The following is a 25,481-nucleotide window of genomic DNA, read 5'->3' as shown; positions in this document are numbered from 1 at the left end:
CGGTCTTCCGCTCCGATGCGGCACACGATTCACTAGCCATCGGCTAGTGAGCGGCTATTGACTGCTAAAGTGATGTCCCGGGCGGGTGGTGCTGTCGCGGCCCGCGGCGCGCGGCCCGGACCGTCACCGTCCACGCGGCCGACCGCCGGCCGGTCGGCAGCAGTCGGCCGCGATCCCGGGGGCGCGGGTGGGCTCGTGCCCGGCCGTCCCCGAGCACCGCGTGCACACACCACCCCCGAGCAGTCCCTGGAGCCCTGACCACGATGACGACGACCGCCACGCCCTCCGCCGCCACACCCGGGCCCGAGGAACCGCACCCGGTCTGGCACGTGCTCACCGAGCGCGCGCGGACCGGCAGTCGCCCCGGCGCGCGAGCCGACGGACACCGCGTCGCCCTGGCCATCGAGGGCGGCGGGATGCGCGGCATCATCGCCGGCGGGATGGCTCTCGCCCTCCACGAACTCGGGCTGACCGACAGCTTCGACGCCGTCTACGGCGCCTCCGCCGGCGCCGCCTCCGGCGCGTGGCTGCTGAGCACGAGCCCGCAGTCGCTGCGCTTCTGGGCGGTTCCCAAGTACGCCAGGACGCTGATCCGGCGCTCGAACCCCCTGCGCGGCAAGCCGCTCGTGGACCTGCACGCCTTCTACGAGGTCCTCTACCGCTACGGCGACCAGGACTGCGCGCCGATGGACTTCGCCTCGATCCTCGCCAGCGACATCGAGTACCACCCCCTGGCGACCGATGCCGAGACCGGGGAATCCACCGACCTGCGGCCCTTCGTGGGTGATGCCGCGGAGCTGCGCCTCGCACTGCGGGCGAGCGCCTCCCTGCCGTTCCTGGCGGGCCGGCCGGTGACGCTGCGCGGGCGCCGGTTCTACGACGCGGGGGTCTCCGAATCGGTGCCCTACCGAACCGCGCTGGCCCAGGGCGCGACCCACGTCATGGTGCTGCGGTCGCGTCGCACGACCGACGTCGCGCGGCCGTCGCGCTCCGCCCCGCTCATCGCGAAGACGGTGCTGCGGCGTGAACCCGCGGCCCTGCGCCAGGTGTTCCTCGACCGTGAGACGCGCCTGGCCGAGGACGACGCCCGCCTGGCCGACCACGCGGCGATCGTCTCGATCCGCCCCGCCCCGGACTCGCCGACCGTCGGCCGCCTGGCGCGGGAGGGGGACCTCCTCGAAGCCGCGCTGGAAGCCGGGCGCACCGCGGTGCACGGCGCCCACGGTCGCCTGTACGGCGCCGGAGACCGCCCGGCGGCCGCCGGCTGAGGGCCCGGTGAAGCGACGTACCCGCGCCTGGAACCGGCCGTCGTGCTCCTCGCGCGTCCCGGAGGGCTCCCGGATCCTCCGCGGGTCCGAGCCCGAACGTCTCGTCACCCGTCTCGTCACCGCGACCGGTGTGATCGTCTGGTACTATTGATCTTGAGCTGGTCGGAGCAAGCGCTCCGGGCGGTGCTGCGTTGGTGGTCCAAGGAAAGACGCCCCGCTTCCTGCGGGGAAATGCAGGTGCAAGGCCTGCCCGGCGCTCCATGAAGGCCCTGTCCCGTACTGAACGGGACGGGGCCTTTTCCCGTCCGGTCATCCGTGCCGAACGGTGATGCCGAAGCCGGCGCGCGGAGCGGGTCCGCTGGGGGCGGCTCCTTCGTGATACTGGGAAGCATGGCCATCTATGACACGCTCGGCGCGACGTACGGCCGGACCCGGCAGCCGGATCCGCGCATAGCCGCGCAGGTGCACGCCGCGCTCGGGGACGCCGCGACAGTCGTCAACGTAGGGGCGGGTACCGGTTCCTACGAGCCCCGGCAGACGGTCCTCGCCGTCGAGCCCAGCCAGATCATGATCGACCAGCGCCCGCGCGGCTCCGCGCCCGCCGTGTGCGCGGTCGCCGAACGCCTTCCGCTGCGCGACGACGCCGCCGACGCCGTCATGGCACTGCTGACCGTCCACCACTGGACCGACCTCGTGGCAGGCATCGCCGAACTCCGCCGGGTCGCGCGCCGCCGCATCGTCATCCTGACCTGGGACCAGGAGATCTTTCGCGAGAGGTTCTGGCTCGTGCGCGAATACCTCCCGCAGGCCGCGGCGTTCGACGACGGCCGGGCCGTCCCGATCGACCGGCTCGCCGCTCTGCTCGGCGGGGCGGAGCAGGAACCCGTCCACGTCCCGCACGACTGCACGGACGGGTTCGGCGCGGCGTACTGGCGCAGACCCCACGCCTACCTCGACCCCCAAGTGCGCGCCGGTATCTCCCTGTTCGCCCAGACGGGAGAAGACGCCCTCGCGTCCGGCCTCGCGGCGCTCACCGACGACCTCGCGACGGGCCACTGGCACCGTCGCCAGTCCGACCTGCTCGCGCTCGACACCATCGACGTCGGCTATCGGCTCCTGGTGGCGGACGCCTGATCCTGTGAAGACCCTGTCCCGTGTTTCTCCGGGGCAGGGTCTTTTTTTGTCCCTCCCCGTCCTCGCCGCTCGCTCGTCCTGTCCGGGAGCGATCGTCGCTGAACAATCAACTGCCCTTATTCTACGGCTAGTTGAAGCACACATGAATGCAAGGCGGGGGCGTGGGAACGCACGTGACATATCGGCGCGCGGTGATACCGGCACTGGTCGGAAGTCTGCTGATCACGTTGTTGCTGTGGGGGGGGGCGGCGGAAAGCGCCCAGGCACTCCAACCGCGAGGCGTTCCCCATGTGTTCGACGCCGGGGTCGTGAGCGAACTCCGGATGTGGCTGCGCCCCTGGACGTACCACCGTTCAGCGGCCCTCCTCGCCGGCGGACCCGAGGACGTCGTCGCGGACCGGAGCGCGGACCTCGACAGAGGCGCCTACGCCGACCTGTACACCACCGCGATGCGGATCAGATTCGTGGCGGTCTTCGCGTTCTTCCTGGCCGGCGCACTGCTCCTGATCCGCAGGATCCCTCCGGCACAGGGCCGCACTCCGGCCACCGTGCTCGGGCTGTGGGCCTGGGCCCCGATGGCCGGGGTGCTGGCCGTCACCGTCTCGGCGCCGTGGGAGATCGCGTCCGGCGGGCACATCGGGTTCGGGCTGCTGCCGCGACTGGCCTCGGTGAGCGTGTCCAGCGGGTCGGCCACCGTGCCCGCGGGCCTGCTGACCGCCCTGGTCACCGTGCTCGTGGCGCGGGCCACCGCCGAGGGGGCGGAGCCGTCGCCCCGCCGGACCGTGGCACCCCGCGCCGCCCGCCTGGCCGCGAGCGCGGGAACCGCGGTGATCGCACTGTCGTTGGTGGTCCTGTCGTACCCGTCGGTGGCCGCCTGGATCCAGACCTCTTTCGACGGCAGAGGGCGGCTGTCCGAGCCCGGCGCGCTGCTGCGTGTCTGGCTGCTGCTCGGCAGCTGGACTGGCCCGACGGGCATCCCGATCGGCGACGGGCCGCTGTACCGAGCCGCCGACGCGCTCATGCTGGTCGTGGTCTGGTGGGCGCTGCGGCTGCTGCCCGGACTGCTCACCCGGACCACGGCGCCGGCCATGGCCCTGGGCGGGGTCTGCGCGACCGTACTCGCCCTGTCGGTGGGTCGGACGGTGCACCTGGCGTTCGACGACCCGTTCCCCGTCCGGGGGCCGGTGTCCCTGATCACCCATCTCGACGTGGGTGTCCCGGCCGCCCTCCCCTTCGGCGCCATCGCGGGGCTGACGGCCCTGGTCACCCTGCGGCTGACGGGAGGCCGGGACACGGGCGGGGCATCGGAGCCGGTGGCCGATTCCGGCGAGCCCGTGGCCGACACCGCCCGCACCGAGGAGTAGGAGCCCGGTCACCACGTTCCCGTGCCGCCGGTGGGCAGCCACCGCCGCGCACCGGCAGCCGCTCCGCCTCGCCCGGGCGATGTCGGACCCCCGTGGCACACTCCGGTGCATGTCTCTCGCTGATCTCACTCTCGACCACTGGCGCTCGTTCGACCTGCGGACCGCGCGTGGAGTCGCCCAGGAAGCAGCCGACACGGTGGGCGGCCGGGTGACCGCGGTCGAGAGCGCCGAGCACCTCGGGTCCCCGTTCCACCGCGTCCGGATCGAGCGGAACGCCCAGGAATTCGCCCTCGTACCGGGCGGCACGGTCGAGCTCGGATTCGACGCCGACGCGTGGCGGCCGACGGCCGAGCAGACCGCCGACTACGCGCGGAGCCTGGAGGCCGGGTTCGGCCTCGGCGCCGATCTGCGGGCCTACCTCGCGCAGGTCCTCAGCCCCCGGAGAAGCGTCACGCTGGCCACCGTGCTCATGGCGGTGGAGGACGAGAAGCTGATCGAGTTCCCGGCCGACACACCCGCGGAGCTCGCGGCGCGCGGACTGCGCATGCCCACCTCCGACGAGTGGGAGCACGCCTGTGGAGCGGGCGCCCGCACCCTGTTCCGATGGGGCGACGAATGCCCGCTGGACCGCATTCCGTACGGGGACCGCACCGGGCCGCACCATCAGCCGAACGCCTTCGGCCTGCGCATCGCCTATGACACGTACAGCACGGAACTGACGAGCGACGTCACCGCCGTCCACGGGGGCGACGGAGGAGAGTCGGTGTGCGGCGGCTACGGCACCCTGCTGGCGTGGCTGCCCCTGGCCACCGCCAACCGCAATCCCTCCATGGCCGAGTTCGTGTACGGCCCCGAGGGCGAGGACATGTGCGAGGACTTCTCCGTCCGGCCCGTGCTCACCCTCTGAGGGGCGGTTCCCGCCGGACCGGGACGCGGGCCCGTACGACGGAGCGGGCGGACTCGTTCCGGTGGTGCGCGACCGTTCGACCGCTCGCCGGCCGCGCTCCATGTGAAGATCCTCCCGAGCACCGGGCCCGAGCCGCCCGGCGCGGCGGCCCGAGACCGGGGAGAAGAACATCGGATGAGCGCACGTTTCGAGGAGATCGACTGGCGGCCGACGGCCATGGGCGAGATCAGCCTGCGCCGCCGACGGGACCCGCTCTCGGGCGACGACGTGTACGAGGTGAAGCTCGGCGACGAGTACCTGATGTCCTCCCTGTTCACCACGGGAGAGGTCGAGTTGGCCCGGCTCGGCCTGGCCGGGCTGTCCGAGGGCCCGCTCGACGTCGCGGTGGGCGGACTCGGCCTCGGGTACACGGCCAGGGCGGCCCTGGACGATCCGCGCGTACGGTCGCTCGTCGTCGTCGACACCCTGGCCGAAGTGATCGACTGGCACCGGCGCGGGCTCGTGCCCCTGGGCGCGGGACTGGCGTCCGACCCCCGGTGCCGGCTGGTCCGCGGGGACTTCTTCACGATGGTCACCGGGGGAGCGGGGACGGCCGGACCGCCGTCCGCCGACGGCGCCGTGCCACGCGGCCTCGACCCCGAGACGCCCGGGCGCCGTTTCCACGCCGTCCTCCTCGACGTCGACCACTCGCCGCGCCATGTGCTGCACCCCGACCACGCCGTGCTCTACACACGGGCCGGTCTGACGGCTCTGGCCGAACTGCTGCGTCCCGGCGGGGTGTTCGCGCTGTGGTCGAACGACCCGCCGGACGACGAGTTCGGCGCGGTGCTCGCGGAGGTCTTCACGGACACCGCGGCACACGTCGTGGACTTCGACAATCCGCTCCAGGGCGGGACCGCGGCCAACACCGTCTACGTCGCCCGAAGGCGCGACGGCTGACACCGCCCGGACCGGGACGGCCGCCGCCCCGGGTCCGGCTGTCAGGCGGAGCCGGTCGCGGGGACCACCGGAAGCGGCGCCCGGCCCGGCAGCTCCCGCGGGACGCGTTCCAGGACACCGCCCGCGAAGACGTCGTACAGCGGCAGCGTCTCCAGGTGTACGTAACCGATGTGGCAGTCGCACGCGGTCAGGGGACAGGGACGCGGGACGAGCGCGGCACGGTAGGAGCCGTCGTACAGCCGGCCGATCTCGGTCCGGACGAAATGGCAGCGCCGCACCGCTCCGTCGCCGTCCACCGAGATGACCGACTCGCCGGTGCGGCAGGGCAGACCGGCCGAGCGGTGCGGGTGGCGGCTGAAGGGGAAGAGGGGGTCGAGCGCGGTCCACTCGGCGGCCTGCTCGTCCGTGTAGGTGTGCCCCTCGGCGGCGTTCACCCACAGGTACACGTGCTCCGGGAGTTCCGCGCGCAGCCTGAGCGCGGGTTCCCTGTGCTCGGGCAGGCCGACGACGCCGACGCTGAAGCGGACGCCCAGCTCACCGAGCCGCCGGGTCTTGGCGACGAACCGTTCGTGCGGTGTCTGCCCGGGGTGGTACGTGCACCACAGCGCCACCGTGTCCCGGTCCGCCTCCCGCAGCCAGTCGGTACGGCAGCTGAGGTTCGTCTGGATGGCCACCCGCTTGACGTGGGGCAGGTGCGACAGCTCCACGAGGGCGCGGCGGTACCAGGAGCGGACCAGGCCCTCGCCCCACGGGGTGAAGAGCACCGACAGCCGGTCCTCGCGCTGCTCGCCCGCCCACGCGGTGAACCGCTCCAGCGCCGCGCGGTCGGTCCGCAGCTGCTCGGTGCTGTCGCGGCGCTTCGCGAACGGGCAGTACGGACAGTCGTAGTCGCAGGAGGCGAGCGGGCCGCGGTACAGGATCGTCAGGTCCACCGGGGCCTCACTTCGTCTCGTAGGCGGCCATGGCGTCCCGGACGGCCGGGGAGAAGAACTCGGGGCCTATCGCGTCCGAGTGGGCGAGGCCTTCGGCGGAGAGGCGGAGCCGTTCGTCCTCCTCGTGCGCGAGCCATCCCCGTGCGACGAGCGTGCCGATCTCGGACGGGAAGTCGTCGCGGGGATCCGATCCGAACCGCAGCCGGTAGTCGGCGACGGGCAGGCCCTCGGCCTGGAGGAGGGACTGGAGCAGATGCCGGCGCCGTGCCTCGTCCTCGTCGACACGGCGGCCGTGCAGCGCGCGCGAGAAGTCCTCGGTGGCGGTGTAGTCGTCGATGATGCCGCGGATCTCCCGCATCGACACCGCGTAGTCGAAGGAGTAGTGCAGCGTCGAGGTGTACGAGCGGGCACCGCAGCCGAGGCCGATCATGCTGTCGGTCTGGCAGGCGTAGTCGTCCGGCCCCTGCGGCGGTGCGTCGGCGCGCCGGAACATGCGCATCGACACCTGCTCGTAGCCGTGCGCCAGCAGATGGTCGCGGCCCTCCCGGTAGCGCCGCAGCCGCTGTTCGTCCCACTCCAGATCGGCCGTCCGCGCGTCGGCGTGCCGGCCGAGGCCGGTGAGGGGGCGGATGTAGAGGGGGTAGAGGTACAGCTCCTCGGGCCGCCAGGCCAGGGCCGCGTCCAGCGAGTGGCGCCAACTGGCCGCGGTCTGACCGTCGATGCCGTAGATGAGATCGATGTTGAGGACGGGGAAGGCCGCCTCGCGGATCCGTGCGAGCGCCGCCTCCACCTCGGAGCGCCGCTGCGGCCGCACGGCGGCACGGGACTCCTCCTCGACGAAGGTCTGCACGCCGAGGCTGAGACGGGTGGTGCCCCGCTCGGCCAGCACGGCCAGCCGGTCGGCCGTGGCCGTGGACGGCGAGGCCTCGACGGACAGCGGTATCGCGCGGAGATCGGCGCCCATCTCCCGTTCGGCGATGTCGCACAGCCGCTCCAGCTCGGCGGCCTCCAGGAACGTCGGTGTGCCGCCCCCGAACGCGGCGTTGGCGAAACGCGGGGTCTCCCCGTCGCCCAGTGCCTCGCGCATCGCGGCGGCCTGGCGCCGCACCGCGTCCAGATAGCGTCCCGTCAGGTCGCCGGGAGCGCCGATCCGGGTGAACAGGTTGCAGAAACCGCAGCGGACCTCGCAGAACGGGATGTGCAGGTACAGCGAGAGCGAGCGCCGGGACTCGCCCGCCCACAGGTCCCTCAGCGCGGGGCGCGGGTCGAGGGGCCGGTAGGCGGTCTTGTGCGGATAGGCGTAGGTATAGCTCTGGTAGGGGCGCGGGGGGCCGGTGGGGGCGGTCACGGGGGCGGGCGTCATGCGGTCGGCTCCAGGAAGAAGTGGCTGTAGGGAACGGTCCACACGCAGTCGTGACCGAGACGGTGGCCGGTGTAGCCGTCGTCCCCGTAGGCCGTGCCGTGATCGGAGCAGACGACGGCGAAGCAGCGGCGGCGCGAGCTCATCGCGCGGAACAGCCGTCCGACATGGGCGTCGACGTACTCGAGGGCCGCCGCGTGGGTGGCCCGGCTGTCGCCCGCCTCGCGGGTGGCACCGGGCAGGTGGAACCAGTTCGGCTGGTGCAGCGCCGACACGTTCAGGAACAGGAACAGCCGCTGCTCCGCGGGAAGTCCGGCGACGACCTTCTCGGCCCGCGCGACCTGGGCCTCGAACGAGGTGGGCGAGGCCACCCCGAACTCCGGCTCCCAGTGGCTCTCCTGGAAGAGACCCGGCAGCACGCTCCCCAGCGCGCCCTGCTTGTTGAAGAAGCCGACGCCTCCGACGCACACCGTGCGGTAACCGTGCGCGGCGAGGCCGGACACCAGGTCCGGGGTGTCGAAGACGAACGTGCGGTCCGCCGTCGTCTCGCTGCCCGCGAACCGCGCCGCGAACAGCCGCGGATGCGGTCCCGGTGCCGCCGGGGTGGGCAGGAAGCCCGCGAACATGGCCTGGTGGGAGGCGTAGGTGAAGTTCCCCGGCGCGTGCCGCCGCTCCCAGGTGCCGCCGGGCAGGTGCGCGGCCAGGTTCGGCAGGCGGCCGGCCGCGGCGAGTTCGACGGCCACGTCGTGGCGCAGGGTGTCGAGGGTGAGCAGGAGCAGGTCGTCCCGGCCCACCACCTCGTTCATGTCGGGTGTCCCGGCCGGTCCCGGGGCGGAAGGTGTCATGGCCGGTGCGCGGCCGGGGTCAGGCTGGGGCATGTGCTGTCCTGGTGGGGGTGTCGAGCAAAAGCGCGGGTCGTACGGGGAAGTGTCCGGGGGAGAGGGAACGGAGCGCCGCGACCTGCGCCGCGTACGTGTCCAGGCCCTCCGCGCCGCTGCCCGGCAGGCCGGTCAGCCCAGGGAGCAGGTCGCCGAAGGCGTTGACCTCCCCGACGGCGAACCGGCGCCAGCCGACGGCGGGCAGCAGATCGACGCCCACGCACAGGGTGCCGGGGAAGCAGGCGGCGGCCCGTTCGCCGATGGAGAGGGCCTCCGCCCAGCGGTCACCGGCCAGGGCGCGCACGGCCGCGAGATCGCCGCGTGCCCCGCCCAGATGCAGGTTGGTCAGGGGAGAGCGGCTCGTACGGACCACCGCGTGGGTCGCGCGACCGGCCACGACCACGACGCGCAGGTCCGCCGACCTGCTGCCGAGCGAGGCCTTCGGCAGCCAGCGCTCGATGTGCAGTCCGTCCGGCGCGAGCGTGTCCACGATCGCCGCGATCTGCGCCTCGTCCGTGTAGCGGCGGATCCGCAGGGAGTTGTGGAGGTCGCCGTCCGCCGTGCGTTCGACCGAGGTCGTGGCCCGGATCCGGCCGGAGGCGGTCGTCTCGACGGCCAGCACACCCGACGCGGACGAACCGTGCGCGAGCTTCACGAAGACCCGCCGCAGCGCGGCCTCCGCCATGAGGTCCCGGACGCCGTCCCAGTCCTCCACGGTCCGGAGGGCTCCGGAGGTGGGGGACTGAGGCACCGGCACACCCGCCGCGTGGAGACGGGCGTGGCACAGCCGTTTGTCGAAGAGCACGGCCAGGTCCGCCGGGTCGTCGAGCCGGCGGCCCCCGCGCAGCGAACGCACACCGTCCAGGAAACCCGCGTACCAGCGCGCGGAGCCCTCCACCCTGGTCGGCTCGTCGATGCCGCGCAACAGCCGGTCCACCTCGGCGTTCTCTCCGGGGGAGTCCAGCCGCACGACCTCGTCGTCGGCGAAGTCGTGCCCGCCGTCCCGCAGTACGTCCCGCCACTCGACCACCCGCGGTGTGCCGCAGCCCGCCGCCTCGGCCGCCGCTGCGAACAGAGCCACCCGGCGGTTCTCCCCGTTGGCCACGACCGCCCACTTCACCGGCGCGCCCTTCGGCCGCAACCCGCCCATCCCGCCTCCTCGTTCCCCGCTCCGGTGCTACTCGCCGACCGCGACGAAACGCCAGACCGTCCCGTCCTCCTCCTCGTCGGAGTCCGCGTCGTCCTGGTCGGCGTGGACCACGACACCGGCGGGCTCCAGCGTCTCCAGCAGGCGCGCCCGCACCCCTTCGCTGAGGTAGTTGTGGTGCAGGTCGAGCACCTCGAGGTGGGTCAGCGGCTGGCCCGACAGCAGGGCCGTCGCGCCGTCGTCGGTGAGCACGCCCATGGAGACGTCGAGGTGCGTGAGGCGGGCCACGACGGGGGCCGAGGCCAGCGCCGCGCAGATGGCGTCCTGGATCTCGCTGTTGCGCAGGGCCAGACGGGTCAGACCGGGCAGCCGGGTGCCCGCGAAGAACGGCTCCAGGTCGGCGACATCGGCGTCGCCCCCGTACTCGGAGGTGCCGAGCCACAGGTCCAGTGCCACCAGCGAGGGCAGGTCGCAGGCGGCGATGCCGCGCACCGCTTCGACGGGCAGGCCGCCGGTCTCGACGGTCAGCGTGCGCAGCCCCTCGTGCCGGAGGGCGGGGAAGACCAGGCCGTTGCCGCCGCGGACGCCGAATTCGACCAGGGCGGGGAAGGCCTCCAGGAGGGGCGACACGTCACCCTGGACGATCCAGGAGATCTCGCACTCCTCCGCCACGATGTCCGCGAGGAACAGCGCGCGCAGCGCGGGCAGTCGGTCGCGCGCGGCCACCAGGGCGTCGATCACCGCGTGGGGAGACGTGTCGTAGACCTCGCTCCACGCGCCGACGATCAGCGCCCGCACCCGCTCCGTGTCCACGGCGTCCAGGAAGCGCGCGAAGGCGTCCTCCCACTCCTCCTCGCTGTCGTAGGCGTCCACGGCGATGCGCCAGGCGACGGTTTCGGGCGAGGGGAGCGACCTGGCCCGGGGCGACTTGTCGTCGGCGTCCGGGAAGGTGAAGGCCGGCAGGCCGTGGAACTCCTCGAGGTGCCTGTTGACGGTCATGCGCGCCCGCTCCTTCGTGCCGGTTCCGGTGGGTCGACGGTCGTGGTGGAGAGTCCGGAGCGCGCGGTTCGCACCCGGACAGACGAGTTCTACCAAGTCCCACCGACATCACGGCGAACCGGGTCGGCACCTGGGGACGGAAGCGGGGCGGCGCCCGCCGGACGACCGGCCCGAGCGGCCCGGCCGGGGCGCGACCACCGGTCATCGACGACATGATGCCTGGTCAGCCAGGGTGTACGTGCGGCCGGAGGCCGATTGTCAGTGGTCGCCCCTACGGTTTTTCCCATGGCACATCCCGTGCCGCGCCGGGAGGGAGACCCATGTTCCGCCAAGGAGACGTGCTGATCGTGCCGTTGGACGAGAAGGCGGTGCCGGACCACGCCCTCGACGCCGCGTCCGAGCCCCGCGACGGCCGCGGACGACTCGTGCTGGCCCTCGGGGAAGTCACCGGGCACGCCCACGCCGTGGTCGGCCCCGGGCGCCTGGTACGGGACGGCGGGGTGTTCGGCCCGATGCTCCTGCACGTTCCCGACGGGGCGCGGGTCGTGCACGAGGAGCACGGGGCGATACCGCTCCCCAAGGGCTGGTACCGGGTGATCCGCCAGCGGGAGTACGTGCCGGGTTCGGTGCGGATCGTCGCCGACTGACGGGTCCGTCGTGCCGCTCGGACACAGGGGATATCGGAGAGGAACGGTGTGATGGAACAGGGCAGTTGGCGTGCCACCGCGACACGGACGGGGGCGGGCGACCGGGCGGCGGCCGAGGAGGGCGTCAGGCTCGCCTACCGCAAGGCCGGGCTGGACGAGCCCGAGCGCGTCGTCTGGGCGCGCTCGCCCCACGAGGCCGTACGCATCCTCATGGGCAGGGCGTCCGCCGACGGCCCGGAACTCGGGGACACCGGCCCCAGCGTCCGGAGCGCCGTCGTCACCGGACCCTGGGCGGCGGAACGCGCCCGGGCGCACGAACGGCTGGGACCGGAGGGATGGAGCGGGCACTGGCGGGCCACGGCGGCGGCCCTGTGGGAGTCGGCCCGGGCCCTGGCCGACCGGGTGCGCGCGGGCGTCGTCGAGGACCTCGCCGCCGACCGGCACGAGGAGAGCCGGGTGCGGCTGCTGCTCCTTGACGCGACCCTCGGCCAGCACGACGCGGCGTGGCTGTGCGCCTTCGACCCCGACGGGACGAGTGCCCTGGCCGGGGTCGCGGCGGTGGCGCGCGAGGCGGGCTGGTGGTGGCCGTACGAGAAGGTGGCGGTCGTCAGCGAACGCCCGCTGGTCCTGCACCGCGACGAAGCCGGACGCCTGGACCGGGGGGACGGCCCGGCGCTGCGCTACGCGGACGGCTTCGAGCTCTACGCGTGGCGGGGGATGCCGGTGCCCCGCACCTTCCTCGACGAACTCACCGCGCTGACGCCCGAGCGGATACGCGACGAGGAGAACGCCGAACTGCGCCGGGTGATGCTGGAGCACTACGGCTACGACCGGTACCTGGACGAGTCCGGGGCCGTTCCCGTCCACCGCGACGAGACGGGGGTGCTGTGGCGGGTCGAACTGGCCGGGGACGAGGACGTGGTCATGGTGGAGGTCGTCAACTCCACGCCGGAGCCCGACGGGACGAACCGCACGTACTGGCTGCGCGTCCCGCCGACGACCCGTACGGCCCGGGAGGGGGTGGCCTGGACGTTCGGCCTCGCCGCCGAGGCGTACGAGCCGTCCCGGCAGACGTGAGGACGACCGGCGGGCCCGCGATCCGGTGGGCTCAGGGGCGCTGCCCCCAGGCCGTCACCATGCCGGGGCCGAGCTCGGCGAGCCGGGGGGAGGCCAGGTAGGCCAGCGCCTCGTCGATGACGACGGAGTCCACTCGTCCGGTTTCCTCGAGGGCCGGCCGCATGCGGTCCAGCGTCTCGGACCAGAACCGGGCCAGCGGGCCGCCCGCGACCAGCGGGGGGCAGACCAGCTCGGCGCCGACGCTCCGGAGCCCTTCCTCCCTCAGGAAGTGCGGATACGCCGGGACGTCCGACGTGTCGGTGCCGATGGTCGACCGCAGTGCCTGCCACATGGCGTCCATGGTCCGCCGGTAGGCCGACGAGGTGTCCAGGGGGTTCGGCACCTCCACGGCGTCGCCGAGCAGCAGCCAGCCGCCCGGCTTCAGCCATCGCGCGAGACGTGAGACGAGCCGTCGGCGTTCGGGCAGGTGCATGAGGACGAATCTGGCGTGGATGAGGTCGAAGCGGCCGAGGTCCAGGCCCTCGTCCCGAAGATCGGCGGTGACCACCCGTACCCGTGGGCCCGCGAGGGTCCCCAGGCCGCCGGTGTCCCGGTCCAGCGCGACCACCTCCGCGGCTCCCGCCTCCTCCAGCAGCCACCGGACCACGGTCCCGGTCCCCGCTCCCACCTCCAGGCAGCGGCTGCCCGGCCCTGGGCCCAGCGCGCGCAGGCGGTCCGTGGTGAAGGGGTCGTAGACCAGCGCCGCCGCGTCGATGCGCTCGGCCTCCTGCGGATGTTCCGGCTCGAACAGATCTTCCCCGTAGCGGCCGCCGGAAGCCGGGGAGCCGGTCACGGCCGACTCCCCGTCCTCGGTCCAGAGATGGGTCTCCTGCCTGTCCGCGCCATGAAAACCCCTGAGCGTCGAAGAATGATCCACAGTCAGAGTGGCAGTATTCGGGCGCTTCGGCAGATCGGCGGGCACGGAATCCGTGGGCCTTTGCACAGGCTGTGACCCTTGAAACGCACCTGTGACGCTCATAGCATGATCGAACTCACGACGATTGCCCTGATCGTCCGTCCTTCACTAGAAGAACACGCCGTCTAGCGCGAAGGGTGAGTCATTTGATCAATATCTAACAAAACGGCCAAACAGTTGATATCTATAACATCCCGAGTAATTTCACGAATAAACAAAATAATTGACTTCGACGAACAGAGCCGACCGCGGGTGATCCTGTGGACCGTCGCGGGTGTCGTGACCTTCGGGTTCCTCGTCGCGATGGAGATCATCGCGCGCCACTACGGAACGCCGGGGCCGATCGTCAACCAGGCCGGAGAGGCGATCTTCGCCCCCACCTCGGGACCGCTGCTGTACGCCGGTCTGGCGCTGATGATGGTCGTCCTCTCCTGGCGGCAAAGACTCGTCGCGCTGGGGATCGCGGCCGGAATCGACGTCGTCTTCTTCCTGGTGCGCTGGGCGGTCGACGCCGACGAGATGATGTTCGGCAACGGCGCGCTGTGGGTGATCCTGGGCCACGCGTTCATCGCCGTCACGCGCCGCACGGGCAAGGAACGCGTCCTGCTCCTGAAAGGCGTCGGGCTGGGCCTGCTCCTGGTGGCCGGTCACAAGACGGGCGACACCTGGCTGATGATCACGTCGGAGACCCGTCCGACGGTCCTCGACGCGTACGTGGCCACGGCCGACCACGCGCTGGGCAACCCGTCGTGGGTGATGGGCCGGATCGTCAATGCCACCGGCCCGATCGGCTACCAGGCCATCCACCTCGTCTACGGCCAGCTGCCGCTCGCGGCGGCCGTCTTCGCGCTCTACCAGCTGCGCCACGTGGCGAAGGAGGGCCGCTTCCCGGGCCATCATCTGGTGCGCACCTTCCTGGCCATCGGCCTGGTCGGGCCCGCCATCTACATGATCTTCCCGGTGGCCGGACCGGTCTTCGCCTACGGCGCCGAGGGCGGGCAATGGGCGGCGGCCAACCTGTGGCCGCACACCCCGGTGCCGGTCGGTACCCCGCACGCGATCCCGTTCGACGAGGTCACCCCGCGCAACTGCATGCCCAGCCTGCACACGGCCTGGGCCACCACGCTCTTCATCCACACGCGCGAGGGCTCACGGCTCCTGCGCTACGCGGGCGCGTTCTGGCTGATCGGCACCCTCACGGCGACGCTCGGATTCGGATACCACTACGGCGCGGATCTCGTCGCGGGCGTGGTGTTCGCGCTCACGATCGAGGCGGCCATGCGCTCGTTCCACCGAGGATGGGACCGGGCGGGAATCGCGCTCGTCGGTTACGGCTCGGTGATCTTCACCCTGCTCCTGCTGTCGTACCGCTATCTGCCGGTGGAGATGGCCCGGCACGCCTGGGTGTTCGGACCGGGCCTTCTCCTGGCGATGGCCTCGGTGATCTACGGATACGTGCGGACCACCCGGCTGTGGGACCCGCGGACCGCACCCGTGCAGCAACCGGAACCGCAGCTCGTACAGGCGTGACGGCTCCGCGCCCCCCGTCCGCAGCGCCCGGGAACGTCCCGGACCGGCCGCGGCGGCCCTTCGGACGGGGGGAGCCGGTGTCCGGCCGCGCCCGGGGAGGCCGGACTTGCGCTGGAGCGCACTCGAAGGTGTTGGGTGGCAGGAGTGGCGCCGCGGCGACGTGGTGACCGAGCGGACGACGCCTTCCACGAGGAGCACTCCATGACACAGAAGACCTGGTTCATCACCGGCGCCTCCCGCGGCTTCGGGCGGGAATGGGCGATCGCCGCACTGGAACGCGGCGACTCGGTGGCCGCGACGGCCCGCGACCTGTCCACGCTGCACGATCTCCGCGAGGCCTACGGGGAGCGGCTGCTGCCCCTGCGGCTCGACGTCACGGACCGCGACGCCGACTTCGCCGCCGTACGGCTGGCGCACGAGCGGTTCGGGCGGCTCGACGTGGTGGTCAACAACGCCGGCTACGGGCACTTCGGGATGGTCGAGGAGCTCACCGAGGCGGAGGCCCGCGCTCAGCTGGAGACCAACCTGTTCGGGGCGCTGTGGGTCACCCAGGCGGCACTGCCGTTCCTGCGCGAGCAGGGAAGCGGCCACATCCTGCAGGTTTCCTCCATCGGCGGGATCAGCGCCTTCCCGCTGGTCGGCATCTACCACGCGTCGAAATGGGCACTCGAAGGCATGAGCCAGGCGCTGGCACAGGAAGTGGCGCAGTTCGGCATCAAGGTCACCCTGATCGAACCGGGCGGGTTCGCCACCGACTGGGCCGGTTCCTCGTCCAGCACGTCCGAGCAGCTGTCGGCGTACGCGGAGTTCCACGAGGAAGTGCAGGAACAGCGGCGCAAGCGCGTCGGCACCCCGGGCGACCCGCGGGCCTCCGCCGCGGCGGTGCTGGAGATCGTGGACGCGGAGGAGCCCCCGCTGCGCTGCTTCTTCGGCTCGGCGCCGCTGGGCATCGCCAGGGCGGACTACGAGCAGCGCCTGGCGTCATGGGAGAAGTGGCAGCCGGTGGCGGAGCTGGCCCAGGGCTGAGCGGTGCCGGCGGGTCAGGAGCGGTGGCCCTGGTAGTAGCCGCCGATCTGGTCGCGGTAGTCGGCATCGCCGACATGCCGGGCACTGTCGAACTCGGGGGACTCCCTGATCTGCTCCTGGGTGAGCGCGACGTAGATCTTCCGTGCGTCCCGGTCGACCCGCTTCACGGTGCCGGCGGGCAGCATGACGTGCCTGCCGAAGATCCACACGCCGATGTCGACGATGAGGTGCGCGGAGTCGACGTCGTCCGAGTGCTTGTCGACCTTGCCGATGGCGCCGTCGACGGCCTCGACCTTGTACCCGACCAGATCGGTGCCCGCGGCGTGCCCGGCGGCCGGGTCGTAGCCCCAGATGCTGTCAGTCATGAACGGCTCCCTCATCGAGAATCCGCGCTCGTCCGCAGCGGAACCGGGGAGTCGCGCAGGCGCTTTCCACGGTAGACGAAGCCCGCGCCGGACGACGGATGCGGCCGCCCGGACCCGCCCCGCACGGCCGGGGCGGTGCGGGGCGGGGGACGACGTCAGTAGAAGTCGCCCCGTCGCCCGGGACCGGCGGTGTCACGTCGCTGCTGCTGCCGGCGCGCCGCCCTGAAGGCCGATATCTCCCGCAGGTGCGCCTGGCTCTGGAGCATCATCATCGACCCCAGTGCGTGGCGCTCGGTCATCGGGTTGTCCACACAGGACTGGTACATCACGGCGGCGCGCTCGTTGTCCTGGTAGAGGGTCCGGTAGATCTCCGCGGCACGGTACTGGCCGTAGGGATGGTTGCGCGTGGCGGCCGCCAGGAACTGCTCCAGGGCGTGTTCCGCGGGAGCCCTGCCGGCCGGAATCAGCCGCTCCAGGTACAGGTCGCCCAGGACGAGCATCGCCTCGGGCTCGCCCAGTTCGGCCGAGGCGTGGTACCAGCGGGCCGCTTCTTCCAGCGACTGGACGATGCCCGCCTGCGGGCATCCGTGGTGGTAGAGCGAGGCGAGGTAGAAGGCCGCTCGCGGCGAACGGCTGCTGTGCCGCAGCCGTGGCACCGCGCTCGCGTACCGCCCCTGCGTGTAGTCGATGTGCCCCAGCAGTTCGATCGCGGCACTGTGACCGGTGGACGCCGCGGTTTCCAGGAAACGGATCTCCGCACCGGGGTGCTGCCCGGTGTTCCAGCAGTGCAGGCCGATCCGGTAGTACTCCTCGGCGCTGGTCGGCTCGTGTCCGTCCACGGTGAAGTTGGTCCCCTGCCACTGCACCATGTCGCTGCCTTTCGCGTCGTGGCCCGCCCCGACGGACACGTGCGGCTCATCGCTCCACGGCCTCGCGAGGAGGGCCGGGACCGATGACGGGGACGAGCCGGCCGTTCCCGTACGACGTCCCGGTGCGCCGGGGTCTCAACAGATGGTACGGCTCGTCAACCGGCACAATCGTAGGGCTGGTTGTCCGAGGGGCCGCCCGTTCTGCGGCGGGGACCGCCGATGTGGCCCGTTTTCGGCGGCGGTGGCGGCGGTGGCCCGGTGTGTACGACCGTCGCCGGCGGCGGGGTCCGTCGTACGGAACCGCTTCATGCCGATGACCCGGCCGACGGTTCCGGGCGTTCCGGTGGTACGCGCGCGGCCGCGGCATCGAAGAAGCGCCATCCGTCGACCTGGGTGGCGTGCCCGAACCGCTGTCCGTCCGCCAGGGCCTCTTCGATCAGCTCTCGCACGGTCGCGGGCCGGTGGAGGTTGAGGTAGCCGCCTCCCGCACGACTGACGCCCCCTTCATGAGCCCCCCAGCCACCCCCGCCCACGACACGACCGGGGCCCGAGGCGAAGACGATGCGGATCGCTCCCGGAGAACCCTCGCGCGCGACGGAGAGGACCTCTTGGCACGAGTGTCCGAGAGCACCGCCGGAATCCGGAGCCGGTGCGTGGCGATGGCTGACCCACCACCGGAACCGATCGTTCCCCATGACCAGTTGCCGGTGTCGACGACGTCCCATGCCGTCACGGTAGCAACGCCCGTGGCGGCGCCACCCGTGGTCGACGGGCGCCCCGGACTCCACGCCACAGGTGACCCCGGGGAAAGCCCACCGATGCGGGAGTCGGGGGTGCGAAGCGCCCCGTCCCCTTCTAGCGTGGAGCGCGGACGTCGTGCCGGGCGTCCCGGCGATCCGGCCATCGAGGACGGCCGTGGTACCCGTGCGGGGCGAGCGGCTCCGCCCCGGCCCCGGCCGCCGTACGAGCGATGCCGCAGTTGTCCGATGCCTGTCCCGCACTTCGCCTGCGCTGGAGATACGCGTCATGCTTTCCAACACGTCCCGACCCGTCATCACGGCGACGCTGCCCGTCGTCGGTGAACACATCGGTGAGATCGCCCAACGCTTCTACCGTCACATGTTCGCCAACCACCCCGAACTCCTGGACGGGGTCTTCAACCGGGGAAACCAGGCGCACGGAGAACAGCAGCAGGCGCTCGCCGGATCCGTGGCGGCGTTCGCCAGTGGCCTGGTGAGCACACCGCAGCGGACCCCGGAACACCTGCTGAAGCGCATCGCGCACAAACACGCCTCCCTCGGGATCCGTCCGGACCAGTACCAGACCGTCCACGACAATCTGATGTGGGCCATCGTCGACGTGCTGGGCGACGCGGTCACCCCGGAGGTCGCAGCGGCCTGGGACGAGGTCTACTGGCTGATGGCGAACGCCCTGATCAACCAGGAGCGCGGCCTCTACAGCGCGCGAGGGGTCACACCGGACACGGTGTGGCGCAAGTGGGAGGTCGAGAAGAAGATCAGGGAGACCCGGGACGTCGTGACGTTCGTGCTCAAACGGGTCGACGACCGCCTGGTGACGACCTCGCTCCCCGGCCAGTACGTCACGGTGCTGATCGACATGCCCGACGGGGTGCGCCAGCCGCGCCAGTACAGCCTGACCCGGGCCGACGACGGCGAACACCGCCAGTTCTCGGTCAAGCGGGTCCGCGGCAACGGTGAACCCGAGGGCGAGGTGTCCGCCCTCCTGCACGACACGGTCGACGTGGGCGACGTCCTCACCCTGTCGCTGCCCTACGGCGATGTCGTGCTCGACGACTCGGGACGGCCGGTGGTGTTCGCCACGGCGGGCATCGGGATCACCCCCATGGCCGGGATGCTCTCCCACCTCGTCCAGGCCGAGTCCCGGCTGCCGATCACCGTGCTGCACGCCGACCTCGACGAGGCGTCGTTCGCGCTGCGCCGCCAGGTGGTCAGCGACGTGCTCGAACTGCGCAACGCCGAGATGTACCTCTGGTACGAGAAGGGCGCGGAGACCAACGAGCCGGTGAAGGGCGTCTTCGCGGGGATGATGGACCTCTCCCACGTCGACCTGCCGGACAACGCGGTGTACTACATGTGCGGCCCGCTGGCTTTCATGCAGCCGTTGCGGAGCGCGCTCCTCGGACGCGGCGTCGCGCCGCACGACATCCAGTACGAGGTGTTCGGCCCGGACCTGTGGCAGGCGGACCTCGACTGACGGCGTCCGCTCCTCGCCCCGGCCGGCCCCGTCGACCGAGCCCGAGGCCGACCGCGAGCGGCGCCGGGAAGCACGTCGGCCGAACCGGGAGGCCGGCCGACGCGCCCGCACCCGCCCGTCCCGGGGGCTTGCCGCTCCGTCAGCCGTGCTCGGGCTCCACCGGGAGCCACAGTTCGGCGTCGGCCTCGGTCCCGTCCGGCGACAGGCGGGTGCGCAGGATCTCCGGGCCGGGCCGGCTGCGGTACGGGTTCGACGGGAACCACTCGGTGAAGACGTCCCGCCACAGTTCCTGGATGGCCTGTGGCGCGGGTCCGGAGGTGGTGAAGACCGCCCAGGTGCCGGCCGGGACGGCCAGCGCGGTCGCACCCTCGGGCGCGGCCACGGAGGTGATCACGCCCTGGTAGTAGTCGAGTTCGGTGCCCTCGGCGCGGCTGGGGTCGAGGTCGTCGCAGACCGCGACGATGCCGTGCGGCTCCTGGTCCGACAGTTTCTCCAGGCGTTCCAGGGTTCCCGGGGCGATCCCGCGGACGAAGTCGATGATCGCCTGGTTCGGTCCCGAATGCACCAGCGGTACCCGGGCCTTGAGCCCGACGACGGTGAAGTCCGCCTTGTGCGCGACGCGGTATCGCATGCTGCTGCTCCCTTCGACGGTGAGACGGAAGGCCATCCGGGGCTGGGAGTCGAGCGCGGCCCCGGTACGCCGGGCCTCGCCCGGTCCGATGCCGTGCATGGCGCGGAACGCCCGCGCGAACGCCTCGCCCGAGCCGTAGCCGTAGCGCACCGCGATCTCCAGGAGCGTCTCGCGCCCCGCGAGCACTTCGGCACCCGCGAGGGTGAGCCGACGGCGCCGGACGTACTCCGACAGCGGCATGCCCGCGAGCGCGGAGAACATCCGGCGCAGGTGGTACTCCGAGGTGGCCGCGATGCGTGCCAGCTCCTCCACCTCGATGTCCTGGCCGAGATGGCGTTCGATGTGCTCCATGGCCTGGTTCAGCCGTTCCAGCACGCCCGGTCTCCTTCCTCTTGACGACCACCACGCTAGGCGGCGTCCACCGTGCCGGACCCGACATCCTGTGCCCGATCGAGTCGGGTGCGCAGGGTGGCCGCTCACGTCCGGTCCCTGTGAGTTACCTCACCCGTCGTGGCCGTGGCCGTGTGCGAACTGCCTGGCCAGCGGCCCGTAACTCCCTTCGGGTGGCCGTCTGTTGGCCGGATGCGTCAGTGATCTGTCATTGCAGTCAGTCCGAGATCCGATACAGGCTGTGACCGTGTCAGAGCGACGTGTTGTTGTGGTGGTGTACGCGGGCGCCATGGCGCTGGACATCACCGGACCGATCGAAGTGTTCGACCTCGCGAACCGGCTCCTCCCCCGGGGGGCCGTTCCCTATCGGATCGACCTGGTCTCCGCCGACGCGCCACTGGTGCGCACGGGTTCGGGGGTGAGCGTGGAGGCCTTGCCGCTGGAGGCGGGACAGGGCCCCGTCGACACCCTCCTCGTCCCGGGCGGATGGAGTGTCGGTGAAGCGCTCCAGGACCAGGCGCTGGTCTCGTGGATCCGGGCGGCGGCGGCCCGGTCGCGCAGGGTGGCCTCGGTATGCGGCGGATCCTTTCTGCTGGCCGAGGCGGGCCTGTTGGACGGCAGACGCGCCACCACGCACTGGGCGTACAGCGAGGCGATGGCCTGTCGCTATCCGGCGGTGACGGTGGACGCCGAGCCGATCTTCGTCTGGGACGGCCCCTTCGTCACCTCGGCGGGCGTGTCGACCGGGATCGACATGGCGCTGGCCCTGGTCGAGGCCGATCACGGAGCGGCACTCGCCCTGGAGACGGCACGGTTCCTGGTGCTCTTCCTCAAACGGCACGGAGGGCAGTCCCAGTTCAGCGCGGTGCTGGACGCCCAGTTGGCCGACCATCCGCCGATCCGGACCGCGCAGGAGTGGATTCTGGAGAACCTCCACAACCCGTTACCCGTGGCCGAGATGGCCCAGCGGGCCAACATGAGCCCGCGCAACTTCTCCCGGGTCTTCCGGCGCGAGGTCGGCACGACTCCGGGCCAGTACGTCCAGCGCACGCGGATCGCCCGCGCCCGCGAACTGCTGGAGACCACCGACCTGCCGATCGGCCAGATAGCGGGCCGCTGTGGATTCGGGGCCCCCGAGACCTTCTTCCGCTCCTTCGGGCGGGCCCTGGGGCTCACCCCGAAGGAGTACCGGCACCGCTTTCAGGTGATCACGCCGGCCGGCTTCGTCGACCGGCGCCAGGAGAGGGAGGGGAGCCCCGTATGACCACCGGCACGCAGACGCCCGGGGCCGAGACGGTACGCGTGGCCGACTATCTGGCCGGCGAGCTCGCCGGGGCCGGAGTCACCCATGTGTTCGGTGTCGGCGGCGCGAACATCGAGGACCTGTACGACGCCGTGCACCGTGGCGGAACCGTCCGCGGTGTGGTCGCCAAGCACGAGTTCTCGGCCGTCACGATGGCCGACGGATACGCCCGGACCACCAGGGGCCTGGGTGTCGTCGCCGCCACGTCGGGCGGTGGCGCGATGAACCTGGTGCCGGGCCTCGCGGAGGCGTACGCCTCCCGGGTGCCGCTGCTCGCGCTGGTGGGCCAGCCGCCGACCGTCCAGGAGGGCCACGGCGCGTTCCAGGACACCAGCGGCAAGGGGGACTCCTTCGACGCGGGCGAGGTCTTCGCCCCGATCTCCCGGTTCTGCGCCCGGGTCGAGGACGCGGACTCGCTCGTGGAACTGCTGCCGCGGGCGATGGCGGCGGCGCGGACCGAGCCGCGGGGGCCGGCGGTGCTGCTGCTGCCCAAGGACGTGCAACAGGCACGGATCCGGTTGTCCGGCCGCGATCCGGTGCCGGCACCGGTCGTGCCGGCGCAGGCCGCGTCTTCACCGGCCGCGCCTTCGTCCGACGTGGTGATACCGCCGACGGCGCCGGCAGATTCGTCGGCCCCGGCGGTACGGCTCGACGACGCGGCTGTCACCGAGGTGTCGGACGTCCTGCGCGGCGCGGACACGGTCCTCGTCATCGCGGGTGAGGGCGTCGCCGCGGCGGACGCCCGCGCGGAACTGTCGGAGCTGGCCCGGAACCTCGGGGCGTGGGTGGCGGTCACCCCGGACGCCAAGGACGTCTTCGACAACCGTGATCCCCGGTTCGCGGGCGTGGCCGGGGTGATGGGCCACGCCAACGTCGAGCACTGTCTGCGGCGGGCCGACGTGTGCCTGCTGGTCGGCACCCGGCTGCCGCTCCTGGCGCGCGGCGGGCTGGAGCGGGCCCTGGCCGCCACCGAGGTCGTGTGCCTGGACCCCGAAAGGCCCTACGTGCCGGGCACGGCGCTGGGCGGGGACCTGCGGGACGCGCTGCGCGCGGTGACCGGCCGGCTCCCGTCGGACCCGCGTGCCTGCCCCCGGCACCCCGGCCCCCGCCCCGCCCCCACGGAGGGACCGGACTCACCGGCCGTCCGCGGCCGGACCGTCTCCTATCCCCAGGCCCTCGCCGCGGTGGAGGCGGCGCTGCCCGAGGACGCGCACGTGTTCGTGGACGCCGGCAACACGGGGGCCAGCGCGGTCCACCTCCTCCCGGCGCCGCGCCACGGCCGTTTCGTGGTGGCGCTCGGCATGGGAGGCATGGGCTACACCTTCGGCGCCGGCATCGGCGCCGCGCTCGCCACCGGGCGACGCACCTACGTACTCGCCGGCGACGGGGCCTTCTTCATGCACGGCGCGGAGGTGCACACCGCCGTGGAGCACTCGGCGCCCGTCACCTTCGTCGTCTTCAACAACAACGCCCACGCGATGTGCGTGCTGCGCGAGGAGTTCCTCCAGGGCGGTGTCCGCGGCGACGACCTCTTCGGCCGGACCGACATCGCCGCCGGAATGGCCGCCGCCTTCCCGTCCCTCGACGTCACCGGCGCCGAGGACGCGGCGCAGCTGCGCGAGGCGCTGCTGCGCGGCAACACCGGCGGCGGCCCGGCGTTCGTGGCGCTGGACTGCGACCCGAGGGAGGTCCCCCCGTTCCTGCCCTTCCAGTCCTTCGCCGAAGCCGGCGGTCGTGCCGAGCGTGCCGACCGTGCCGACAACAAGGAGAGTTCAGATGAGCGACGAGTCGTCCACGTTGGCTGACATCCCCGGCCTGATGCGGATCGAGAACCCGGGCAGGGACGAACTGACCGCCCACTGCGTGGAACTCACCCACTCCGTCTACCCCCACCACCAGGTGTACGGGCAGTACTGCACCATCCACGAGTACGTCGACTGCCCGCCGGAACTGACGTACGACTACCTCCGTCAGGGCCACCACCTGGAGGAGTGGACCTGCAGCCTGCGGGACTTCGCCCCCTCCGGCACCACCCCCGGACTGTGGGTCGGCCGCGACCGGCTGGAGGACGACACCCGGATCTACTGCAAGGTGGTCGCCAACCCCGAGGCCATGACCGTGGATTACCACTGTTCCTGGGACCAGGGCGACAAGCTGTGGATGATCTACCTGATGCGTGTCGTACCGGCCCGCCTGGTGCTCGACAAGCCGGGATCGGTGATCACCTGGACCAACTGCCGTCATCCCTACTACGACGCGAACCCGCACCCCGGCCTGGCTCCCAGCGCCGACCGGCCCTGGGTGGGCGACTACTGGGACCTGTTCTACGCGGGGCACACCGTGGAGATGAACAACCTCAAGGCGATCCTGGAACACCGCCACCGCAACGGACAACCGGTGAGCACGGTGCCCGCGAAGGCGGTGGCCCGGTGACCACGGTCAGCCTCACCGACGTCGCGGCCTACCTTCCGGGCGATCCGGTACCGGCGGAGTTCTACACCGACTACCCGGGAGCCGAGGACAAGCTCCGCAACAACCCCATGTTCAAGGCCCCGCCGGCACGCCACCACGTCGCCCCGGACGAGACCAACACGGACATGATCGAACGCGCCGTGCAGCCCCTGATCGAACGGCACGGCAGGGACGAGATCCGGGGCGTCGACGTCCTGTTGGTGCACAGTCAGCTGCCGGATCTGCCGTTCGTCGGCGCGGGCACCGAAGTGGCACGCCGACTGGGGCTGAACCCGGAATGGCTCATCGACGTGGCCAACGCGGGCTGCGCCTCCTTCGTGTACATGCTGAAACTGGCCCGGCAGATCCTCGGCACCACCGACGCGAGGACCGCGCTGATCTGCAACGCGCAGAGCGCCGCCGGCCAGTGCTTCACCCAGTCCGAGGTGCGCCGGCTCGCGCAGGCCGCGATCCCGGGCGACGGCTGCGGCGTGGGATGGGTGACGACGTCGGCCGGGAGTCCGGTCCTGGACGTGGAGACCCGGCACATCGGAGAGTTCGCCGGCGACATGACCGTGGCGGTCGACGACGGCCGCAAGTACTGGGAGCCGGGGGAGTCCCAGCTGCGGATCGGTTTCACCGACGCGAGCGTCGCCAAGGTCCTGGCGCGCGGCAACCGCCTGGTCCCGGAGGTGGTCACGGATCTGTGCCGGCGGCTCGGCGTGGCGACCGGCGACATCGACGTCCTGGTCACCAACCAGCCGAACCGCACCTTCCTGCGGAACTGGCGGGAGGCGCTGCAACTGCCCGCCGAGCGGCACCTGAACACCTTCGACCGGTGCGGGAACCTCTTCGGGGCCGCGATCCCGGTCACCCTGGACCACGCGATCGGCTCGGGCCAAGTCAAGGACGGCGACCTCGTCGTGCTGGGGGGATTCGCCCACGCCGGCGACTTCGCCGGTGCCGCCGCGGTCCGATGGGGCGGCGGGCGATGACGGTCCCACGGGGCTCCGGAACACCGGCCGCCGTCCGCCGGTCACACGAGGTGATCAGCCGCCGATGACTCCGTCGGCG

24 protein-coding genes are annotated in these 25,481 nt (G+C 71.9%); 15 read left to right on the top strand and 9 right to left on the bottom strand.

The genetic code is table 11. The annotated features are described in order from the left end of the window. Nucleotides 1–263 precede the first annotated feature (263 nt). From ACICHK_RS04390 to ACICHK_RS04365, 6 genes are all read left to right on the top strand, one after another. The gene (locus tag ACICHK_RS04390; RefSeq protein ID WP_406835768.1) at nt 264–1,268 is read left to right on the top strand and encodes a patatin-like phospholipase family protein; all 1,005 of its coding nucleotides are present in this window, start codon (nt 264–266) and stop codon (nt 1,266–1,268) included. 7 nt (nt 1,269–1,275) lie between these two features. Continuing rightward, complete coding sequence (locus ACICHK_RS04385) at nt 1,276–1,419, top strand: hypothetical protein (protein WP_406835767.1); 144 nt, start codon at nt 1,276–1,278, stop codon at nt 1,417–1,419. 239 nt (nt 1,420–1,658) lie between these two features. Next, the gene (locus ACICHK_RS04380) at nt 1,659–2,402 is read left to right on the top strand and encodes a class I SAM-dependent methyltransferase (protein WP_406835766.1); all 744 of its coding nucleotides are present in this window, start codon (nt 1,659–1,661) and stop codon (nt 2,400–2,402) included. A gap of 173 nt (nt 2,403–2,575) precedes the next feature. Next, nucleotides 2,576–3,766 carry a hypothetical protein gene (locus ACICHK_RS04375; RefSeq protein ID WP_406835765.1) on the top strand — a complete coding sequence of 397 codons (1,191 nt, stop codon included), beginning with the start codon at nt 2,576–2,578 and terminating at the stop codon, nt 3,764–3,766. A 109-nt stretch (nt 3,767–3,875) separates the two neighbouring features. After that, entirely contained in the window at nt 3,876–4,673 is a 798-nt protein-coding gene (locus tag ACICHK_RS04370) for a formylglycine-generating enzyme family protein (RefSeq protein ID WP_151467376.1), read from the top strand. A gap of 174 nt (nt 4,674–4,847) precedes the next feature. Next, nucleotides 4,848–5,612 (top strand): spermidine synthase, encoded by a 765-nt coding sequence (locus ACICHK_RS04365; RefSeq protein WP_406835764.1) that lies wholly within the window; start codon nt 4,848–4,850, stop codon nt 5,610–5,612. 41 nt (nt 5,613–5,653) lie between these two features. Here the strand turns inward: ACICHK_RS04365 and ACICHK_RS04360 are convergent, their stop codons facing one another. Genes ACICHK_RS04360 through ACICHK_RS04340 form a run of 5 tightly spaced genes read right to left on the bottom strand, consistent with a single transcriptional unit; the run spans nt 5,654 to nt 10,928 of the window. After that, nucleotides 5,654–6,544 (bottom strand): STM4011 family radical SAM protein, encoded by an 891-nt coding sequence (locus tag ACICHK_RS04360; RefSeq protein ID WP_406835763.1) that lies wholly within the window; start codon nt 6,542–6,544, stop codon nt 5,654–5,656. A gap of 7 nt (nt 6,545–6,551) precedes the next feature. Then, nucleotides 6,552–7,907 (bottom strand): STM4012 family radical SAM protein, encoded by a 1,356-nt coding sequence (locus tag ACICHK_RS04355; protein ID WP_406835762.1) that lies wholly within the window; start codon nt 7,905–7,907, stop codon nt 6,552–6,554. Continuing rightward, on the bottom strand, nt 7,904–8,710 hold the full coding sequence (locus ACICHK_RS04350) for an STM4013/SEN3800 family hydrolase (protein WP_406841160.1): 807 nt from the start codon (nt 8,708–8,710) through the stop codon (nt 7,904–7,906). The genes ACICHK_RS04355 and ACICHK_RS04350 overlap by 4 nt, the downstream gene beginning before the upstream one ends. Nucleotides 8,711–8,768: 58 nt before the next feature. Continuing rightward, nucleotides 8,769–9,932: an STM4014 family protein gene (locus tag ACICHK_RS04345; RefSeq protein WP_406835761.1), complete on the bottom strand. Its 1,164-nt coding sequence runs from the start codon at nt 9,930–9,932 to the stop codon at nt 8,769–8,771. Between the two features lie 27 nt (nt 9,933–9,959). Continuing rightward, nucleotides 9,960–10,928 (bottom strand): STM4015 family protein, encoded by a 969-nt coding sequence (locus ACICHK_RS04340; protein ID WP_406835760.1) that lies wholly within the window; start codon nt 10,926–10,928, stop codon nt 9,960–9,962. 320 nt (nt 10,929–11,248) lie between these two features. On the opposite strand from ACICHK_RS04340, the gene ACICHK_RS04335 reads away from it, so the two are divergent. Together ACICHK_RS04335 and ACICHK_RS04330 are read left to right on the top strand one after the other, a co-directional pair. Beyond that, on the top strand, nt 11,249–11,575 hold the full coding sequence (locus ACICHK_RS04335) for a hypothetical protein (protein WP_151467383.1): 327 nt from the start codon (nt 11,249–11,251) through the stop codon (nt 11,573–11,575). Between the two features lie 48 nt (nt 11,576–11,623). Continuing rightward, a complete protein-coding gene (locus ACICHK_RS04330) occupies nt 11,624–12,652 on the top strand; it encodes a DUF6745 domain-containing protein (RefSeq protein WP_406835759.1) in 1,029 nt (342 codons plus the stop codon). Nucleotides 12,653–12,683: 31 nt separating this feature from the next. On the opposite strand, the gene ACICHK_RS04325 is transcribed toward ACICHK_RS04330, so the two are convergent. Then, nucleotides 12,684–13,484, bottom strand: a complete 801-nt coding sequence (locus ACICHK_RS04325; RefSeq protein WP_406835758.1) for a class I SAM-dependent methyltransferase — start codon at nt 13,482–13,484, stop codon at nt 12,684–12,686. 378 nt (nt 13,485–13,862) lie between these two features. On the opposite strand from ACICHK_RS04325, the gene ACICHK_RS04320 reads away from it, so the two are divergent. Further along, nucleotides 13,863–15,137 carry a phosphatase PAP2 family protein gene (locus ACICHK_RS04320; RefSeq protein WP_406841159.1) on the top strand — a complete coding sequence of 425 codons (1,275 nt, stop codon included), beginning with the start codon at nt 13,863–13,865 and terminating at the stop codon, nt 15,135–15,137. Between the two features lie 201 nt (nt 15,138–15,338). Further along, a complete protein-coding gene (locus ACICHK_RS04315) occupies nt 15,339–16,163 on the top strand; it encodes an SDR family oxidoreductase (RefSeq protein WP_406835757.1) in 825 nt (274 codons plus the stop codon). 14 nt (nt 16,164–16,177) lie between these two features. On the opposite strand, the gene ACICHK_RS04310 is transcribed toward ACICHK_RS04315, so the two are convergent. Both ACICHK_RS04310 and ACICHK_RS04305 read right to left on the bottom strand, forming a co-directional pair. Further along, complete coding sequence (locus ACICHK_RS04310) at nt 16,178–16,528, bottom strand: PRC-barrel domain containing protein (RefSeq protein ID WP_406835756.1); 351 nt, start codon at nt 16,526–16,528, stop codon at nt 16,178–16,180. 155 nt (nt 16,529–16,683) lie between these two features. Continuing rightward, the gene (locus ACICHK_RS04305) at nt 16,684–17,436 is read right to left on the bottom strand and encodes a tetratricopeptide repeat protein (protein WP_406835755.1); all 753 of its coding nucleotides are present in this window, start codon (nt 17,434–17,436) and stop codon (nt 16,684–16,686) included. Between the two features lie 987 nt (nt 17,437–18,423). Here ACICHK_RS04305 and ACICHK_RS04300 point away from each other — a divergent pair. After that, the gene (locus ACICHK_RS04300; protein WP_151467390.1) at nt 18,424–19,632 is read left to right on the top strand and encodes a globin domain-containing protein; all 1,209 of its coding nucleotides are present in this window, start codon (nt 18,424–18,426) and stop codon (nt 19,630–19,632) included. Nucleotides 19,633–19,771: 139 nt separating this feature from the next. Here the strand turns inward: ACICHK_RS04300 and ACICHK_RS04295 are convergent, their stop codons facing one another. After that, the gene (locus ACICHK_RS04295) at nt 19,772–20,638 is read right to left on the bottom strand and encodes a GyrI-like domain-containing protein (protein WP_406835754.1); all 867 of its coding nucleotides are present in this window, start codon (nt 20,636–20,638) and stop codon (nt 19,772–19,774) included. A gap of 262 nt (nt 20,639–20,900) precedes the next feature. Here ACICHK_RS04295 and ACICHK_RS04290 point away from each other — a divergent pair, with 262 nt between their 5' ends. Genes ACICHK_RS04290 through ACICHK_RS04275 form a run of 4 tightly spaced genes read left to right on the top strand, consistent with a single transcriptional unit; the run spans nt 20,901 to nt 25,402 of the window. Further along, nucleotides 20,901–21,917 carry a GlxA family transcriptional regulator gene (locus ACICHK_RS04290; protein ID WP_406835753.1) on the top strand — a complete coding sequence of 339 codons (1,017 nt, stop codon included), beginning with the start codon at nt 20,901–20,903 and terminating at the stop codon, nt 21,915–21,917. Beyond that, nucleotides 21,914–23,761, top strand: a complete 1,848-nt coding sequence (locus ACICHK_RS04285; protein WP_406835752.1) for a thiamine pyrophosphate-binding protein — start codon at nt 21,914–21,916, stop codon at nt 23,759–23,761. Before ACICHK_RS04290 ends, ACICHK_RS04285 begins: the two co-directional genes overlap by 4 nt. Continuing rightward, a complete protein-coding gene (locus ACICHK_RS04280; RefSeq protein WP_406835751.1) occupies nt 23,733–24,389 on the top strand; it encodes an SRPBCC family protein in 657 nt (218 codons plus the stop codon). The genes ACICHK_RS04285 and ACICHK_RS04280 overlap by 29 nt, the downstream gene beginning before the upstream one ends. Next, complete coding sequence (locus ACICHK_RS04275) at nt 24,386–25,402, top strand: 3-oxoacyl-ACP synthase III family protein (protein ID WP_406835750.1); 1,017 nt, start codon at nt 24,386–24,388, stop codon at nt 25,400–25,402. The genes ACICHK_RS04280 and ACICHK_RS04275 overlap by 4 nt, the downstream gene beginning before the upstream one ends. Nucleotides 25,403–25,481: the final 79 nt, after the last annotated feature.

The sequence above is a fragment of the Streptomyces sp. AHU1 genome (assembly GCF_045343905.1).
GTDB classification, from domain to species: Bacteria; Actinomycetota; Actinomycetes; order Streptomycetales; family Streptomycetaceae; genus Streptomyces; species Streptomyces triticiradicis.
This window is presented reverse-complemented; position numbering and strand designations above follow the sequence as displayed.